This window comes from Tamlana sp. I1 (assembly GCF_015355625.1).
Classification (GTDB): domain Bacteria; phylum Bacteroidota; class Bacteroidia; order Flavobacteriales; family Flavobacteriaceae; genus Pseudotamlana.
In genome coordinates this window covers 218,476-238,294 of sequence record NZ_JACLAF010000004.1, presented here as the reverse complement: position 1 = coordinate 238,294, position 19,819 = coordinate 218,476, and the positions used below count along the sequence as shown (strand labels likewise).

Annotated in this window: 10 protein-coding genes; all 10 read right to left on the bottom strand. The window is 36.2% G+C overall.

The window, feature by feature from the left end:
* Positions 1 to 86 precede the first annotated feature (86 nt).
* Positions 87 to 1,229, bottom strand: coding sequence for a lactonase family protein (locus H6X70_RS05040; protein ID WP_194766575.1), 1,143 nt, complete (start codon positions 1,227 to 1,229; stop codon positions 87 to 89).
* A gap of 36 nt (positions 1,230 to 1,265) precedes the next feature.
* Positions 1,266 to 3,716 carry a hypothetical protein gene (locus H6X70_RS05035; RefSeq protein WP_194766574.1) on the bottom strand — a complete coding sequence of 817 codons (2,451 nt, stop codon included), beginning with the start codon at positions 3,714 to 3,716 and terminating at the stop codon, positions 1,266 to 1,268.
* Complete coding sequence (locus H6X70_RS05030; RefSeq protein WP_194766573.1) at positions 3,717 to 5,156, bottom strand: sulfatase; 1,440 nt, start codon at positions 5,154 to 5,156, stop codon at positions 3,717 to 3,719.
* A gap of 12 nt (positions 5,157 to 5,168) precedes the next feature.
* Positions 5,169 to 6,659 carry a sulfatase gene (locus tag H6X70_RS05025; RefSeq protein WP_194766572.1) on the bottom strand — a complete coding sequence of 497 codons (1,491 nt, stop codon included), beginning with the start codon at positions 6,657 to 6,659 and terminating at the stop codon, positions 5,169 to 5,171.
* A gap of 6 nt (positions 6,660 to 6,665) precedes the next feature.
* Positions 6,666 to 8,315 carry a sulfatase gene (locus H6X70_RS05020; protein ID WP_194766571.1) on the bottom strand — a complete coding sequence of 550 codons (1,650 nt, stop codon included), beginning with the start codon at positions 8,313 to 8,315 and terminating at the stop codon, positions 6,666 to 6,668.
* A gap of 58 nt (positions 8,316 to 8,373) precedes the next feature.
* Positions 8,374 to 9,897: a sulfatase gene (locus tag H6X70_RS05015; RefSeq protein WP_194766570.1), complete on the bottom strand. Its 1,524-nt coding sequence runs from the start codon at positions 9,895 to 9,897 to the stop codon at positions 8,374 to 8,376.
* A gap of 12 nt (positions 9,898 to 9,909) precedes the next feature.
* The gene (locus H6X70_RS05010) at positions 9,910 to 11,244 is read right to left on the bottom strand and encodes a sulfatase-like hydrolase/transferase (protein ID WP_194766569.1); all 1,335 of its coding nucleotides are present in this window, start codon (positions 11,242 to 11,244) and stop codon (positions 9,910 to 9,912) included.
* A 138-nt stretch (positions 11,245 to 11,382) separates the two neighbouring features.
* Positions 11,383 to 12,804: a BNR-4 repeat-containing protein gene (locus tag H6X70_RS05005; RefSeq protein WP_194766568.1), complete on the bottom strand. Its 1,422-nt coding sequence runs from the start codon at positions 12,802 to 12,804 to the stop codon at positions 11,383 to 11,385.
* A 9-nt stretch (positions 12,805 to 12,813) separates the two neighbouring features.
* Complete coding sequence (locus H6X70_RS05000) at positions 12,814 to 16,296, bottom strand: T9SS type A sorting domain-containing protein (protein WP_194766567.1); 3,483 nt, start codon at positions 16,294 to 16,296, stop codon at positions 12,814 to 12,816.
* Positions 16,297 to 16,310: 14 nt separating this feature from the next.
* Positions 16,311 to 19,805 carry a glycosyl hydrolase gene (locus H6X70_RS04995; RefSeq protein ID WP_228530271.1) on the bottom strand — a complete coding sequence of 1,165 codons (3,495 nt, stop codon included), beginning with the start codon at positions 19,803 to 19,805 and terminating at the stop codon, positions 16,311 to 16,313.
* Positions 19,806 to 19,819 lie beyond the last annotated feature (14 nt).

Genomic DNA, 19,819 nt, shown 5'->3' with positions numbered 1-19,819 from the left:
CCCCTTTGAACTAACTAAAATTAACTCTAAAATTTTAAAAAGGCCTTTTTTTAAAAGTCCCTAACTAATTTATAACATTACTCTTTTTAATGATTATCATATGAAAACATCTGCAAACTAGATGCACCATCAACAGTTAGCTCTTGAGGTAATTTTTGAAGTTTACCAGTTTCAACATCTCTTCTAAAAATGACGATATTATTTGAAAATTGATTAGCCACCAATAAAAATTTACCGGAAGGATCTATGGCAAAATTTCGTGGATGTTCGCCATAAGTTGGCTCATGCCCAATTAGCTTTAAAGCTCCATTATTTTTATTAATCGAAAAAATAACTATACTATCTTCACTCGGACCTCGATTGGAGGCGTACAAGAATTTCCCATCTGGCGATATATGAATATCAGCAGATCTATAAATTTCCTGTTTTTTACTATACGCGTTATAATCGGCTAAAAACTTTAAATTCCCGTTCACTAATGCATATGCCGAGACTTTACCACTTAACTCATTTATACCATAACCATATTTCCCATTTTGATGAAACACAAAATGTCTTGGTCCACTACCCGGCTTTACTTTTATAGCTCCTGCTTTTCGAAGTGACATTTTTTGATTGGCATTTTCGATTACTTTAAAATTATGTATGCAATCTGAACCTAAATCCTGTAAAAACAAGTAATCATTTTCTGGCGAAAAATTTGAAGAATGAATGTGAGCTGTGTCTTGATTACCTTTTATAATACTACTTCCGGTAAACGTAAAAAATTCATCAAATTTTTTAATTTCTCCTGTTTCATTTACTTCAAAAAAACTCAAGCTCGGGTCAGTATAATTGGAGACGGCAAGATACTTCCCGGATTTATCTATTTCTATATGCGCTGGATTTCTACCGCCACAATCTTGCATATTTATCAGTTTTAAATCGCCTGCATCAGAATCGATTTTAAAAGCCGCTATTTTGCCATGGGTTTGCAACTGACTTTCAATTACCGAATATAAATACTGTCCGTTTGGGGAAAGTTTTAAAAATGAAGAATTAATAACACTGTCTACTGCCGAGAGTAATTTTGCTTCACCTGATTTTGTATTAAAATCGAATACATGTATGCCTGTATCAGGTTTCTTATTGGTAAAACTGCCCACAAACAAAAGTGTTCTATCCTGCCCCTGTATCACTTGAAAGTTGCACAGGAATATCAGGCAAACAATAAGACTTCTTTTAATCATTTTAACTGGTTATAATTCATTATCCTTTTAACACATTTAATACGCTTTAAATGCTTTGGTTGAAGTCCCAGTATTTAAAGTAAAATTACCATACCTTAATGTTTTTCCTTCTCCGATATAAAGACTCACCGACTGATTTTTACCTTCCACTCTAATTATTCCAAAACGACCTTCAAACTTTACTTTCAGAGCCTTATTCTCATACACGCCGTCTTTGCCATCTAAAGAAATAATATAATCTGTAATTAATTCTCCCTTAACTTTAGATTCTACTTTAACGCCAACAACTTTATCGCCATCCATTAAAGACATAACAGCTTGAACACTTGATTTCTTTTCTGTTGAAGGTTCAAAAACGGCAATAAACGGCTTTTCCCAAGCTTCTCCATCCTGTCTTATAGCCAATATTTGAGTTGGTTTTTCTTCGTAACCATTTCTAGCTTCTCGTGTAGGTGGTGCCAGTGCCGTTGTATAGGATCTATTCACGCCTTGCGGCACAAACATATGCATAAAACGTTGATCATAATCAATTTGAAATGTTGCTCGCACCCCTTTTTGAGTTGGTTTCGTTGATTTGGTGTCTTCAAAATAGCGCCAACCAGGAGATTGTACTGGATCTCCAATATCTGTTTGATATCGTGTTGTTGGTTGTATAGTTAACGTTTCACCTTTTGCAGTTTTAAGCGAAATAGCATCACCTATATTGTGATAAATGTAATCTTGAAACTTATTTTCAGTTAATGATTTAGAACGAAATACATCTAAATAATACCCCGTTTTTTCACTGGTACGAATAGTACTTAATGTGCGCTCCTGATCACAGTTATTAATGGTGTCTTTTAAAAATTGTGTTGCAAAATTAAAGTGTTCACTAATAGGATCTTCCAAATGTTTGGGCTCTGCGGCAATATTAACTACCGTATTTTGCCACACATAGGCACCATCTTTCCAAGACCCTGGTTGGATACCGTGTGAAGTACCGTTAACAATTACGGTATTATTACCTGCATACAATCTAAAATAATTTTCGTGCAAAGGAATTCTTCGTTCTTTTACCGATTTAGGCAAGCCACCATTAGGAGCCATAACATATCCTGCACCATAAAGTTCCATAGTTATTCCGGTAACATGGGAATGCACATAATGGGCACCACCAATAATACCACATAAGCCATACAATTCATTATCTTTTTCAACATAGTTTCGCTGCAAGGCAATACCAGCATGCTCAACCAATACTGTAGGTTTTTTAAAATCTATTTTAGAATCGATATCTTTTGGGATAGGTGTTCCCCAGAATAATTTTAAAGGGCCTGTGCTATCAAAAGTAGAAGGGATAATTTTAGGATGATAACCTCCTTGCCTTTTATAGGCCTGACTGAGGGCTATTTTGGCTTGATTTTCTAAATTTGAATACCCACGACGTTGTGCTAAATTTAGTGTATACCGGTATAGCTGTTCTGTACCATCGTGGTTCCTTTTAGAATCACCATATCTCACAAACCTTCCATCTGGCATTCTTAAATTATCGAACAAAAAATTTCCTTTATAAATGTTTTTATAATTCTGAGTAACATGCATTTCAGGATAAACACGATCTATGATATTTAAAACTAGAGTAACGGCTGGCATAAAACTATAACTTGTTGATTCTGGCCAAATCCCTTGCTTACCAAACATTGGTAAAATAGTGTTTTTAAAAGAATTTTGATGTGCGGTTCCTTTCTCCCAAAAAACGTCGAACAAGCGCTCCCGTTCTTTATCATCTTCAATACAAAGAATACCATAAAGCACCCCTGGAGCGGTTAAAATAGGATGATTTGAAATAAATTTACCATGCGTATCCGGGCGACCATATTCTTGTAAACTACTACCAACCATATTTAAAAGGACTTTTTGAAACAGCGCTTTATCAAAAGTTTGTTGCTTATTTTCAGAAGCCTTATAAACTTTGGTTGTCGGTTTATTTAAAAAATTATAAATAAAATCATATGCTAATGCAAATTGGGCGTAAGACGTACGCGGATCGTAAAAATGATTTCCACAAATGGTAGTGTTTTCAGGGCTTCTATCGGATAAAACAGAGACAAAGTGCCATAATATATCTGCCGAAAATTGAGCGTACTTTTCGTCATCAGTCAAAAAATACAACATAGCTGCATACGAAGCATCTGTAAGTACTGCTGCATGATCTCCTACTGTTACCGCTTCAAATTCGGTTAACGAATTGTCGGCTGGTATTTCTGGAATATAGGATAATATTGCTGATGGCTTTTTTTGATGGGCTTCCACTTTTTTATCTACTACAGCATGTAAATCCTGTTCCAATTTTTTAGCCCAATCATACTTTCCTATTAGATTTAAAACATCTTGTTTTTCATCTTGGGTTACCCAGATAACAGGATGCTGCATGGATTGAGACCAACAAAAATTTGTCCCAAACAACATCATTAACACAACACTTATTCTTCTTACACTAGTTCCCATCTATTTTGTATTTTGAGTTAAAAAATCCTTCCCCCATTTTTGTCTTAATTCTACTGCTAATTGCTTCACTAGTTCCTGATACTCTGGCTTTTCAGCTAAATTATCTAATTCAAGCGGATCTGTTTTATGGTCGAACAACATGCGTGCGTAAGCCACCCCATCATCATCGGTCCATTCCGTATAAAATAAATCGTCTTTAACGAGTGTAACCCCATCTTTAAACTTACTAACCGCCCAGTTTTTAATCTGCTTTTCACCATTAATAAGCGGCAGAAAACTAAGCCCTTCAGCCGTATCTGGCACTTCTAAGCTTGTTAATTCGCATAATGTTGGATAAATATCTATAAATTCGGTGATGGCATTACTGTGTTCTCCATTCGTTTTTCCTGGTACTTTTACTACTAAAGGCGCACTAAGGGCCGTTTCAAAATTCACATGTTTACACCATAATTTGTGATCTCCCAAATTCCATCCGTGGTCACCCCATAACACCACAATTGTATTGTCTGCTAAGCCTGTTTTTTCTAATTCGTCTAGAACCAGACCAATTTGCGCATCTACATAACTCACACAGGCATAATAGCCATGTATTAATTCTTTGGCTAAATCTTCTGGTAAATCTCCCTTTTTAGGAATATTTCCATAATTCCGTAACTCGCCATAATTAGGAAAGGCCTTTTTGGGTGTAGATTCTGGTTGCACATAGGTTTCTGGTAACTTTATTTGTTCTCTATCATATAAATCCCAATACTTTTTTGGTGCATTAAATGGTAAATGCGGTTTCATAAAGCCCATGGCGAGAAAAAAAGGTTGCTTAGACTTTTTAAGTTGTTGCAAATCTGCTACGCCTTTTCTTGCAATTTCACCATCAAAGTAAGCTTCGTCATTTACATCTGTATTTTCAAAAGCACTAGCGCCTCCCATGGCTAAATTGGCATCAGCATTTTTTAGAATATTTTTCTCTAATTGGTAATTACGTATATTCCCTTTTGGAAACCATATTTTATCCCAAGCCAGGCTATCATCATCGATATTATGGTATATTTTTCCGTTTGAAATGGTTGTATATCCGTTTTGTTTAAAAGTCATAGGTAAAGAAACCGCCTCTGGAGCATCTGTATCGGCTCGAGCTTTATAATCGAAAAAACGATGCCGAGTAGGTCGGGTTCCCGTTAATAAACTTGCTCTAGATGCCCCACAAACAGGAACATTACAATATGAGCGATCAAACACCAAACTCTGACTTGCTAACTTATCTAAGTTAGGTGATTTTATATGAGAAGCACCATAAAAATTAAGTTCTGGACGTAAATCATCTACAGCAATAAACAAAACATTCATTGGTTTTTGCTCTTGAGTAACGGATGTTTTTTGTTGTTCTTCTTTACAGGCCGATACCGTTAAAACTAAACCCAGCGTATATATAAATAATCTTTTCATAGTATGTATTTTTTACCAATGTTCAATTACGATATAATCGTCTTTTGTAAGGGTGTTTTTTCTAGCCTCTGGAATTTTTCGTCGTGGTGTGTCTTGATCTAATTTAAAACCCCTGTTTCCTTTTGGCGTGATAATAGGTACGCCAATCATATTTTCACTTAAAATATCCCCTTGTGCATTCATCCAGCTAAACATGTCTCTGGTTAACTTTTCTTTAATCGATTTATAGTCTGGATGACTCGCTAAATTATGCAGTTCGAAAGGATCGTTTTGTAGATCGTACAACTCTTCAAAAGGTTCATTTTTATGAGCCTTTGCGCCTCGTACTATAAAATAATCTACATGGGGTTTTCCTGTTAAATTTTGCTCAACAACTTCTATTGAATTAAAGTTTCTAATGTATTTATAGCGCTTATTGCGAATCATACGGGACGGAAATATTTCAGAATTTAATATATTCTGATTGGTTCTTACCCCGTACACATAGTTGTTTACCTCAACATCCTTACCTTGTAATAATGGTAAAAAACTATTTCCATCCATATCTTCCGGAGACTTACCACCTGCTATTTCCATAAACGTTGGCAATACATCGGTATAGTGAATCAATTGATTGGATGTAGTACCTGGCTTTATGACCTTTGGCCAACGGGCTACAAAAGGTACTTTTAACCCAATGTCTTTTACGGTAAATTTCCCTGAAACCCCATGGTCTGCACTATAAATAAAAAGGGTGTTATCTGTTAAATAAGTATCTACCAATTTTAAAACTTCTTCAAGTTGTGTATTATCTTCTTCAATACTTCTATAATACCCTGCTTTTGTTTTTATAAAGGCCTTATCCGTTTTTTTATTTTCATTAAAGGGATAAAATTTGATATCCTCGGCTTGTGGATTTTCAACATCAAAATACTTACTATGTGGGTACTTTGATGTAATGAACATACAAAACGGTTTTTTAGCATTTTTTAAATAAGCCGCCATACTATCTATGGGAATATAATCTCTAGGCACGCCTTGTTTAGGCACAGGCTCCCATTCCCTATCCCATTGATACACACTTTCTGGTTTTACATGACTTTTTCCTGCCAATACAACCTCGTAACCTAATTTTTTCATGTGAGCGGTTACGCTTTCTATATCGGGTTTCGTTGCTGTATGATTGGCAAAACAGCCATTCTTTAACGGATATTTCCCTGTAAAAAGTTGTGATCTACTTGGGGCGCAAATAGCCTGTGCTGTAAACGCATTAGTAAATATGATGCCTTCATTTGCTAGACCATCAACAGCGGGTGTGTGTACTTTTTCGTTCCCATAACAGCCATAATCATATACATCTTGGTCGTCGGCGAGATAGAAAATAATATTGGGCTTCTCGCTTAGTGTTGATAGCTTCTCGATCTTAGTACCTGATACTTCTTGTGCTTTTTTATTTCCTGAACAATTTAAATGTAGTAGAGCTATACCCCCAAAAATAATAACACCTATTTTTTTGCTAAACATGATCTACTATTTTTTATGTTTTTTAACGTCATCTTTTTTAGGGTATGGTACTTTTTCGCCGATTTTTGCCCATGTTCCTGTAGGGGCATTATTTCTTATCAGCCATGCTCGTAGTTTATTATTCATTTTTAAAGCTAAATCTAGTGTTTGTTGACTTGGATTTTCAGCCAAAAGATTAGTGGTTTCTCCCAGATCTTTAGTTAGGTTATATAGCTCGAAAGACTCATCTTCGTAGCGGTAGAATAATTTATAATGCTGATTATCGGAATGTCTATAATGAATAACCGATTGCGGCATATTTCGTACATCCATATAGCCAGGGAAATGCCAAAACAATTCATTTTTATCATCACGGACTTGAGATTCTTCTCGTAAAACCGACGCGATCGACTTACCATCCAATTCTTGCACTTTTGGACTTGGCAATTTAGCCCCTGCAATTTCCGCTAGTGTCGGATAAAAATCAATGGTGTGAACTTCCTGAGTCGTATTCACCGAATTAGGCGTAATAACACCAGGATATTTAAAAATTAAGGGCACACGAACACCTCCTTCATAATAGGTACCTTTTCTTAAACGTAATGGTGAATTATCGGTTGGCCCCATAAAACCACCATTATCCGAATAGAAAATAACTAAAGTATTTTCAGCGATACCATCTGCTTTGTTTCCATCTCCATTAGGGTCTTCTAGTGCATTTAAAATACGACCTACGGTCTGGTCAAGAAGCTCTACAAAAGCAGCATAGTCGGCTTGGGTGTGGCGAGGATCTAGAGACTTCTTCGCTTTATATTTCGCTTCCAAATCAAGACGTGGAAGGATGCTAACATGAACGGCATGAAATGGAATATAAGCAAAAAACGGACTGTCGGTTTTAGATCTATCTTTTATATAATCGACAACGGCATCCCCTAAAGCATCGGTAAGGTGTTTTGGTGCTCCTTCCAAAAGCCAAGGATTATTTCCGTTCTTTATAGGTTCTAAAACCTTCTGAATGTAAGCAGCATCGTAAGGCTGTGCATAGGGTTTTAAATTTTCGATTTCAAACATCCAACCTTTTGCATCATCGTTTTGTGCAAAAAACTCATTTTTCACTTTTACGCCATTTACGGTAGCACTAGTTTCTTTATGTAAAGCCACATTATAATCTACACCCATATAGCTTTCCGCTTGCTTTCCTAGTTTGATAGCATGAAACTTCCCAAACCATGCCGTATGGTAGCCCGCTGTTTTTAAGGTTTCGAACATAGAAACACAGTCTTCCTGTAAATAATTATTTTGATTATGTGGCGTGATGGGTGTCACAACACCTTTTGAAGCTCTTTTGAGACTTCCCACATTATACACGCCATTTTGAGCCCCTGTAGCATATTGGCCGCTAAGCAGTGCTGCTCGAGTAGGTTGACAGTTTTGCTGCGTATAGGCATAGGCAAAAGACTTCCCTTGCTGAGCTAATCGGTCTATATTCGGACTTTCGTAATACTTAGACCCATGTCCTAAACTGGTGTTAGGCGAACTTAAATCTGTCCAACCTAAATCGTCGGCCATAATAAAAATGATATTGGGTTTTTGGTTTACGTCTTTTTTGGTCTGAGAGCTAGCTAACAAAGGACTAATTAGCAAACCAAATATTATGATTTTTGAAAGTTTCTTCATTTCTGATTTCATTTAAATTTCATACACACAGCTTCTAAGAAATAATTTTATTGCTATGTCACCTTTCTGCGCCAAAAACTTTAATGGCCTTAACAGCATCTACATTTCCACGTGCTTTTTGTTCTACAAAATAAGGTTGAAAAGTATAGTTGGACTCCGCATCCCACGTCGCATTTGTTTTCGGCAACAAGGCTTTTAAGCCTTCAATTTTACTTTTGAATTTAAAATTATTGGTTGCATTAATCCATTCATTCGGATCTGAAGCATGGTCGTAAAATTCTTCTGTCCCATCTTCATATTGAATGTATCGGTAACCATCAACTTTAACGGCATGGTTGTTCTTTCCATAGGTAGTAATGGCATAGGCTTCTTTTAAACCTTCATTCTTTTGCATCATGCCCACCAGACTTTTACCTTCATTTCGCGAGTAAGCAGGCAAACCACTTAACCCCAAAAGTGTTGGATAAATCGATAACATTTCTACTGGGGCATCTATCTTTTTCCCTTTTGGTAAATTTGGCCCTGCAATCATTAAAGGTGCTTTGGTAGCCGTTTCCCATAGGGCATGTTTTGCAAAGGTTCCTTTTTCTCCTAAACGGTATCCATGATCGGACCATAATACAATGATGGTATTTTCGGCATATTGGCTATTTTCTAAAGCATCTAAAACACGCCCCAATTCGTAATCCACAAAACTGACACAAGCCAAATACGCTTGTATTATTTTTTTCCATTCCCCGCTATTTATAGCCCATTCTGTTGAAGGCATCATAGGTAAATCGTTAATTTTTAGTCCTACAGATGGAATATCATTTAAATCATCTGATTGATATGGTGGTGTTTGTATGCTCTCAAGCGGATACAGATCGAACCATTTTTGAGGGACATATAATGGGACATGTGGTCTTTGAAACCCCAAGGCCAGAAAGAAAGGCTGTTTGTAATTTTTATTGAAGCGTTCTAAAACCCAATTCACCGCTTGATGGTCTGGCATTAGCGTATCGCTTTCGGGAAATGCGCCCCAATCTGTATTGGTTCTGCCATACCTCCCTTTTCTTGATTTAGAAGTTCCAAAACCATCCCAAACAAATCGTTTTTCAGGAAATGGGCCAAAACCTTTTACACGACCACCTGCTTCATCAAACATACCATCAGGTGCATAATTATGAAACAGTTTGCCTATTCCCATGGTATGATAACCATTCTTCTTAAAATATTCAGGAAGGAAAATAATATCTTTAGTAGCCTCATTATCATCTCTACGGATTTTATTATCGGGCGTCATGCCATAAATCCCAGTTGTTGAAGGTCGCAAGCCCGTCATTATAGCCGCTCTTGAAGGTCCGCATAATGGCGCTGGACAATGGGCATCTGTAAAAGTAACGCCCATAGCCGCTAACCTATCAAAGTTTGGTGTTTTAATATTAGAAAAATTAGCTATAGGGCTAATCATATTGTTTAAATCGTCTATGGCAATAAACAATACATTTGGCTTAGAATCGCCTTCATCTAACACCATCTTATTTTCATTTTTACATGATAAAACAAGTAGTACCAATACTATGAGAAGGGTGTTTTTCATAATTCTATTTAATTACTCCGTTCTAAACACTTTGATTTTTTCTTTCAAATCTTTAACAATATCAGGATTTGCTTCTGCAATGTTATTTTTCTCAAATGGGTCTTCTTCTATATTAAATAATTGCACTACCTCATCTTTCTTTCTTACGGGGTCTGGAACTATAATTTTATAAGGAGGAAAAATGGCCATATTGTAAAGCATGCTATTTTCAATGGTATCAAAATCATGTGCGTACACTTCGCCAAAAATACCTTTACGTTTTTTTAAAGCCTTTTCATTCAAAACGCTAACTCCAGGCAAATTTTTAGGTTTATCTATACCTAGAATATCTAAAACGGTAGGTACCATATCGATACTACTTGTTATAGTTTCATTATCCATTTTAGGTGTTATTTTCCCTTTCCACTTGTACATAATTGGTGTTCTAATCCCTAAATCGTAAGGTGCTCTTTTTGATGTTTTCACATAAGTATTTTTATTAGGTTCTTGTACCCAACCGTTATCACATACATAAACAAAAAGTGTGTTCTCAGTTAGTCCTTTTTCATCGAACATATCGAATAACTCGCCACAAGTTTCATCAAACCACTCACACATGGCCCAATATTTAGCTACGAATTCTGAATCGGTTTTCTTTAAATACTTATCCAATAAGCGTTGTGGAGGTGTATGCGGTTGATGTGGTAAAAATGGCGCATACCATAAAAAGAATGGTTTTTTCTCTTTAGCAGCTAAATTTAAATAACTATTAATCGTGTCTAAACCTTTTCGTCCTATTTGCAAACCAAAATCGCCATGACGACCACCTTCATTAGGATTACCATGGGTCATACCATAATCAAAACCGCCAATTTTGTGGTTGCCATGCCACCATTTACCAGTTTGAAATGACAAATAATCTTTTTCTTTTAGCAAGTCTGGAAGAGTTGTTTGCTTTTCAAAAGCAGAAATTACAGGTTTGTACGCTTCAGCTCTGTTCTTTTTTCTATTTCCAGAACGATCATACACCTTATCATTGCCTAAAATACCATGATCTTTAGGGTATAAACCTGTAATAATAGTTGCCAAGGATGGTGAACATAGAGGTGTTGGAACATAACTTTTTTGAAAAGTTAAACTCTCAGCCGCAAACTGATCTAAGCGTGGTGTTTCTATATTTTCATCACCCATAAAACCATAATCTGTCCAAGATTGGTCGTCGGACAAAATAAAGACAATATTAGGTTGTTGCTGTTCTGGCTCAGGTTCTGCAGGGGTATTCTGTTTTTTTTCACCAGACTTATTAGCACAAGAGTAGTATAAACCGAGCATTAGTACTACAAAACATATTTTTTTTAATCGACACATTATAATTAATTTATTAGTATTTATCAATTTTACACTTAAACTCAAATCTATAAAGAAGTTAAACCAATTCTATCATGGCTTACCCTGCTGTATATTATTGTTAAAAAAAGAGAAAAATATTTTCTTGAAAAATTTATTTTATTTTTCTAATACTTTCGCGTCATTTTTAAGGCGCTTTATTGGCCCCTGCTCTCCTAAAACATACATTTTCCTGAAAGCTGTACCTTTTTTTCTTTCAGCTACAATTATTTGGGCATCGGGATGTGCATTTTCAATAAGTGCCGAAATGGCAAAACTTGCTTTGGGTTTTCTTAAAAAAGTTTTCGATTTTGTGAAGGTTTCCCCGGCATTGTTGCTATCCCACCTGGATATTTCTCCAAAGCCCTGATTATCTTTTTCATCTAAATACATCTGAACATCTTGGTTATTCAATACTTTGATATCGCCGTTACCAATTGGTAAACCTGAATTTTCAGAATGTCTCCAACTGGTACCATCCCATCGATAATGATGCATGTGCTTAGGCACACTCTTGTTACCTTGCTCATTTTCGGCTCCAATGGTCATTCCAATATGTGGGTTTCCGTTAGTATCTAAATCTACAACACCTTGAAAAGTCCAATTACCAGGTGTGGTTGTAACCCTCATTTTTTCATCGGCTACTTCTCTTGTAATTGGAATTTCAACAGATTCACCATTGATATTTTTCCACTTACCTGTAACTGTATTAAAGATTGTATAATACACATTATAGCGTTTTGCAATATGACCTAGCTCAGTACCAGTTTTGTTTGCATCACTACACAAATGATAATCGAATACCACAATTAGATCATCGCCATTACCACGAGTTATCCAAGGATACCAAGAGTCTACTGCTGCCATATCGGTTCTACGCTTATGTTTTAAAAAGGAAACAGGATCGCTAAATGTTCGACCGTTATCTGTGGATTTTTGATACACCCAATTACTACGATGAGCACCATGGCGATAAAACAAATAGATATCGCCATTGTCCATTTTTATAAATTGGTTGTAGGTACCAAACGGTGGAATATTATCTAATACTTCCCAATTAGATATGTCCAAAGGCTTTTTGGAAACCACGTGTGTATTTTTACCATAGTGATGATTTCCCAAAGTATTTTCGCCATGCTGGCGCATACCACCGTGACCTCCAAAAGTAATGTGGATGTATCCCAGATCATCAATAATCATGGATGGTTTACCGTGATTATCAATCTTTTTTTTGCGATTAGGGTCTTTCCCCATAGCACTTATTCCTGCTTTATACGGTCCTTTCCACACTTTCGTTTTATGGTTATACGAGGCTACGTAGGGATCTTCAAGCGGTCCTTGGTAACAAACGTAAGTGACTCCTTTATAATAAATTCCTGCAGGGTGTTGTACCACCGCAACGGCATTTCCAAATCCGTTGTCGGCAAAATAATCTACCATCTGTACTTCCGAGTCAATACTTTTTAAGTCCTTTTTATTGGTCTTACAGCCAAATATGATTAAACAAAGGAAAATTTTGATTATACATTGCTTTTTTGTCATTTACACAAATTATTTTAAGATTAGCTTTTGTGTATGTTGATTTCCTTTTTGGTCTCGAATTACTATAAAATACAATCCACTGGTCATTTTTTGTTCTTGTGTATTTATAATTAACTTGTTTTGAACGCTGTTATTGGTATAAACCTTTTTACCTAGAACACTATAAATACTAATGTTCTCCCAATTAGATTTATCCACTTTTACCGTAAATGAATGACTCGCTGGATTGGGAAATACATCTATTTTGAGTTTACTTTCATTTTGAATATCTGATACCGAAAGACTGTTTAGTTTTAATTCAAAGGAGTCTAAGTCAAAACCATAATTAAATAAACTAAATCTTAATACATGCTCTCCCGCTTCCAAATCAAAATCCCCAACAGATTCTGTTAAATATGCACCAGAACCTGTATTGGTTAATATGACATCACTTAAAAAGGTCATATTTTCATCTGGAAAAGAAACCGTAAATTGTCTAAATGCTGGACTTCGTCTTGTTTGATGGGTTACTTCTAATTCATAATTTCCTGTTTGGGCAACGTCAATTGTATATTCTAACCACTCTAGATTTTTTATATCTCTCACAACTTGCCCATTACTACTAATATCTACCATTTCATCTGGTCTAAAGGATGAACTATTTTGATTTGCTTTATCCCAGTACGCAATATCGATTCCTCCGTTATCATAATGTTCAAATTCTATTTTTCCAGGAACTGGATGTGGTTTATTATCCGATGTATAAGGCCATTGATTAGGTGTTACAATGGTTAATGATCTTTCTTCAAGATTACCTTGAACATCCTTGGCCTCAATTTTTAGTACATAACTAAGTTCTGTTAAGTTTGTTAATTCAGGTATTGATGACCAAACAAATGGAGCAGCGGTTTTTTTACCAACATTGATATTATTAACATATAATGTCGCTTCAGTAAAACCTGAACCAACCAATGCCTCTACAGTCACATCTGAACCTTTCATAAATTCTTGATTATTCACTAAATCCTTAAAACCAAGAGTTCGGCTATCATCAACTGCCACTTCAATAATTTTTTGGCCTTTATCATTAGCTCCTACCTGTAATGAATGTTCGCCAAAGGAAAGGCTTTTTCCTTCGCCAATATATAAAGTAACAAAAGCCTTTTCCAAATCTTGCTCACGTCGAATAATTGCAAAATGTCCTGTAAATTCAACTCCTATACTTGGAAGACTCAATACTTTGGAAGCATCTTCTTGACAAATAACATAATCTTTAATAACCTTATCTCCAATCTGACTTTTTACTATGGCTCCTACAATAACTCCTCCTCTATACAAATGCTCTACGGATTTAACACTTGTGTTTGCAGATTTAGAAGGTTCGAAAATATGTACATACGGTTTATCCCAAGCTTCCCCTTGTTGTCTAATGGCTACAATTTGTGTTTTCTTGTTAATATAACCTCCTTTTGCCTCCCTAGTGGCTGGCCCAAGTGCTTTGGTATACTCTCTATTAACACCTGATGGTGCAAACATGTTCATATATGTATTAGTTTCCTCTAAATCAAATCGAACTTTTACAGCATCATTTGTAGCTTGTGTAACATTAGTGTTTTCAAAGAAACGCCACCCTGGTGATTTTTGTAAATCCCCTATATCATTTTGATACCTTGTTGTTGGAGAAACCGCTAATTCTGTTCCATCCATCGTCGTAATATTTGTTACATCTCCTATATTATGATATATGTAGTCATGAAAATTGTTCGTACCTAAAGATTTAGAACGGAACATATCAAAATAATAACCTGTAGTTTCACTTGTTCTAATAGTACTTAGTGTTCTTTTCTGTTGGTCATTATTTACAGTATCATCCAAAAATTGAGTTGCAAAACTAAAATTAGGATTAATAGGATCTTCTAAATGTTTTGGTTCTGCAGCTTCATTAACAGTTGTGTTCATCCATAAATAAGAATCTGAGTTCCAAGAACCAGGTTGAATACCATGTGTAGTACCATTTACAATCATAGTATTATTCCCTGCGTGTCTCCAAAAATAATTTGTATGCTCTGGTAATTTTCTTTCTGCAACTGTTTGTGGTAATCCAGCTCCAGGAGCCATAATATGGTTGGCTCCATACAATTCCATAGTTATTCCTGTAACATGAGAATGTACATAATGTGCCCCACCTATAATACCACAAAGTCCATAATCTTCATTATTCTGTTCTACATAATTGCGTTGTAGAGCTACACCTGCATGTTTAATAATTACTGTTGGCTTTTGAAAATCTATTTCGCCATCAATAGTATTTGGTATGTCTGCAGCCCAAAACAATTGTTCAAAAGCATCTACGTTTTCATAAGTACTTATTCCGATGTTTGGAGTGTAACCGCCAACGGCATCATAACCCTGTCTTAATGCTATTTCTGCTTTTTTCACATAATCAGTTAATCCCTTTCTAGATGCCAAATTATGCGTATATCTATAAATTTTTCTTGTTTGATCACTGTATCTCTTAGAATCGCCAAAACGCACAAAACTTCTATTAGGGTGCCTTAAATTATCAAATAGAAAGTTTCCATCTAATATATTCGTGTAATTATCCATTACATTTAATTCTGGTTTAAGACGATCCACTATATTAAGTACCATAGTTACATTGGGCATAAAACTATAGCTCACAGGCTCAGGCCAAATACCTTGTTCTCCAAATATGGGTAAGATGGTTCTGGTAAAAGAGTTTTGTCGCCTCGTTCCAATGTTCCAGAAAATATTAAACATTCTTTCCCTTTCTGCATCATCTTCTACACAAAGTATAGTAAATAAAGAACCTGGAGCTGTTAAAATAGGATGGTTACTTACTGTTCTTCCATATCTATTATCTACACCCGTAAATTCTCCTAATGCGTTCATTGCTATATTGTGCACTGCTTCTTGCGCCTTAACATTATCGAAAGGAATTTTATTTCCTGAAGATTTTTGATACACCCTAGTTTCAGGTTCTTTTAAATAGTTTACCATAAAATCATAAGCGATAGCAAATTGTAAATACCCAGTACGAGGGTCTGCAAAATAATTGCCGCTCATTGCAGTCTTATCTGGCGTTCTAGGAGCAAGTTCTTCTATATAATACCACAAAACATCTGCAGCGAATTGCGCATACTTTTCTTCTCCAGAAATATAATACATCATCGCAGCATACGAAGCGTGTTGTAAAGTTGAGGAGTGTGCTGAAATAGCTGAACCAGCTTGCGCTTCTGATACATTATCATCTGTAGCTAATGCCGAAATAGTATTTAAAAAAGCTGCCGGATTGGTAACATGTGCATTTACTTTGGAATCTACATGCCCCTTTACTTGAGACACAATAGTACTTGCCCAAGTGTAATTGTTAATTTTTGACAAAACCTCCGATTTTTCTGCAGGTGTTGTCCAAATGACAGGGTGCTGTAAAGATTGTGCTGACAAAAACACCACCTTTAAAAGGAATAATCCTATTATTATTTTTTTCATTTTTTTAGTCTTAATTAGTTATTTAATTTTAGTTTTCTTATTTCTGATATATTGATCTTTACGGGCCCCAACAATCCAGAGCTTAATAATTCGTCCTCCTTATCCCAATGTTTCCAAGCTGGGAACGTGGTTCTTTCACTCGGACGTTTGGTGTTATTTAGCAACCAATCTGGTACGCTTTCTATTTTAGCACCTTTACGCTCAAAATCCAATGGCAATTTTTCATCACCAATTAATCGGTTTGGCCATAAGTTGGTGACCTGGACTTCAAGTGTGTTTTTACCAGATTTCACGTAATTAGTGATATCCAATCTAAAAGGTGCTTTCCAAAGTGTCCTTACTGGTTTTCCATTTATAATCACTTCTGCGATTACAGCAACGCTTCCTAAATCGAGTTCTAATTTGTGACCAGACTTCAATAGTTTTTTGGATAGCTGAAAGGTTTTATGATAACTCGCTGTTCCTGAAAAATGTTGAATACCTTCATTTTCAACAGCTGACCACGATTTTAATTTATCAAAACTTACTTTATTTTGTTCAACTAAATCTTTCGGAAATTCTAAATCCCAAGCTCCCGAAAGCAAAATAGGTTGTGGCACTGATTTGACTATTTTAGTCATCACTTTTCCAGATGCATTTTTATAAGTAAGCGCTCCAGGATATGGGGTTACCCATTGTGCTTCACCATCGTTTAAAACAATTTCTGGTTTGCTCCTATCTTTTGAAAGATTTAATGGTCTCCCTTTTGGAACAAAAAGTGTTTGCACTTCACCATTGGTGGTAAATGTTATTTTTATCGTAGTGTTATCACCTTCAGGAGTCTTTCCTCCTATCAATTGATTGTTTACAGGAATTACCAAATTACCTGATGCTATTTCTTGCTTGATTTTTTTGGTAACATCATGAACTGGATAATGTTTGGGTACTCCTTTTGTTTCTGGTTTAAATTTTCCGAAAACCGCTTTTAACACGGTTAACTTTTTGTCGCCCGCATTAATATTTACAAACTCTTTTTCTTGTGCAGATATCGTTTTAATGTCTTCACCAATTTGGTATTCCATTCTAAACTCCTTTATATACCCCATGGCTGGATCGCAATCGCAAAAATGTCGACTGGCTTGAATATGCAGTTGATTATCTTTTACCTCGGCTGCAACTTTATCTGTAATATCTACTAAGCCTTCTTGAAGAAACGTGCCATACTCGGCTTTAATAATTTGTAAATTTGAAAGCGGCTCTGGCTTTAGGTTTTCAAGTTCCATTTTAGCCGATACCAACTGTGACTTTTCTTTTGAAGCATTCCTAAAAACTACAAACACGGCCTCTTCCATACCCAATTGCAGTGGTAAACTCGTGGTGCCATCTGCATGATTTTGCCAAACAGCAGGCTTTTTACTGGCACCCGATTCTGCCTGCCATATTTCAGGTTGCTTATTGGATACTCTAAAACGGACTTTAATTTCCCGACTTTCCTTTCGGGTATTGGCGATGAAATAAATATCGGCTTCTTCTGTTTTTCGGTGGATAAAACTGATATCGGAGACGTCATCACTTTCAATCATAAAATCAGCCAACATATTATTACCCTTTAAGAAATCGACTATCGAAATCTCCTTCACCAAACCCTTCCCCCAAAGGAAATCACTCAGTCTTTTTACCTCCGCATCACAAGTTGAATATTGTTCTAAGCTTGGCGATTTTTTGGGTTTACTGCCAATTACTTTGGCACCATCTTTTACTAAATCTTCAATTTTATGAAGCGTTTCTGGTTTTATCCAATCTGATTCTGGTAGCATTAACACTTGGTATTGTCCCCCCACAGGGGTGCAAATTTTTCCGTTTTTAACAAATAAATCTGACAATTTATTCGACCCAATTAAATCGTAATCATATCCTAAATGCTTTATTTCTGGTAATAAAAAAGCTGTATTTGGTGAAGATTCCCCTGTAAACACAAGCACATCGGCAACATTTTTACCTTGTTGAAGCATGAACTGCGAACGAGTGATGTAATCCATAAATGCTTTACCTTGACGCCACCAGGTATTAAGGCGATTAAAATCGGTACCGTGATAACTTAAAGCTAAACCTGGAGCCACATCCCAAGGTTGGTGTACATAGGTGTGAAAAATAAATCGGGTAATACCTTCGGCCCATGCTCTATCTCCAATGGATTTGAGTTGCGCAGGATGCTCGTCCCAGCCGCCAATACCCGTAAAGGATTCGGCGCCTACAATAGAACTTCCGTTTAAATGTGCAATGGAAGACACAAATTTAGGCGAATCGAAAAACGGATAACCACCACTCCAAAATTCACACATGACGATATCGCCCGTGGCGCCCACTTGCATATTATCGAAAGGTCCCCAATAGGGTTCTACCGAAAATTTCAAGCCGTTTTTATGGCATAAATCCCGAAAATGAGCATAATAATTTTTTGCCATTAAATCCCCAATGGTTCTACGGAAATCCCAAAGAAAACGCTCGGTAACTTCGCCACTTTCCACATAATAGCCTGCTAAAGTTGGTAAATAAGAGACCAAACTGTAGCCTCTTAATGTTTCAAATTCAGCATCAAATTCAGCAGTCCAATTAGCGGTTCCAACCTCATAACTATCTATTAAACAATTATTAACTGTTGTACCTACTAAATCGCCCAACTTATTGAGAATTGGTTGAATGCCTCCTTCCCAATACACATCTACCGCCTTTGTACTCATTTTATCAACCTCCAATCCATGGCCGCCCTTTGGTGCAGGATGATTTTTTTTACCTGTAGGCGTATGTCCTAATCTTAGAATCACCCATTCGCCTTTAGGGGCTTTCCATTCTAAAATACCTGCTTCATTGAGATGTGCTGTGAGGTCAATAATGTCTTGTTTTTGAATGACAGCTTCAGAAGGTATATATTTTGTATCTGGCAACAAATGATTGCGAATTCGTCCCGATAAACTTTTAAAATCTAAATCGTCAATTTTTACTGTTTGCTTAGGTTTAGGAAAGGCCAGAACAGCAATATCTTTATAAAAATTTAATTTGGTTTCAGGTTGTGGTAACTGCTTTTTAATGGCTTTACCGCCTTCAACTATAATTTCGCTAAATACCACGGTTTGCATGGCATATTCCGGACTTATCCATGGCCCACCAGAAGAGGACCAGCCGGCGGTGTTATGAAAAGTGAGTTCTAAATCTAATCGTTTTGCTTCAAGAGCCGAAAAATGAAATAAATCCAACCAGTCTTCACTTAAATAATCTACAGGACCAGCAGGAAAACCTAAATCTACATTAAACAATTGAGCTTCCTGAATCCCTACCGCTTTCATAGCCTCCAAGTCTTTGGTAATTCCAGATTTTGAGACGTTACCGCTAATCCAATGCCACCAAGTACGAGCTTTGGCTTGGTTTGGCGGATTTTTAAAGCCATTCTTTAAAGCTTCGTCCATAGCTTCTTGAGATTGACAAACTCCAAAAACTAGTAATAATATGATTAATGAAACTATCTTTTGCATGATCTAAAATCCAA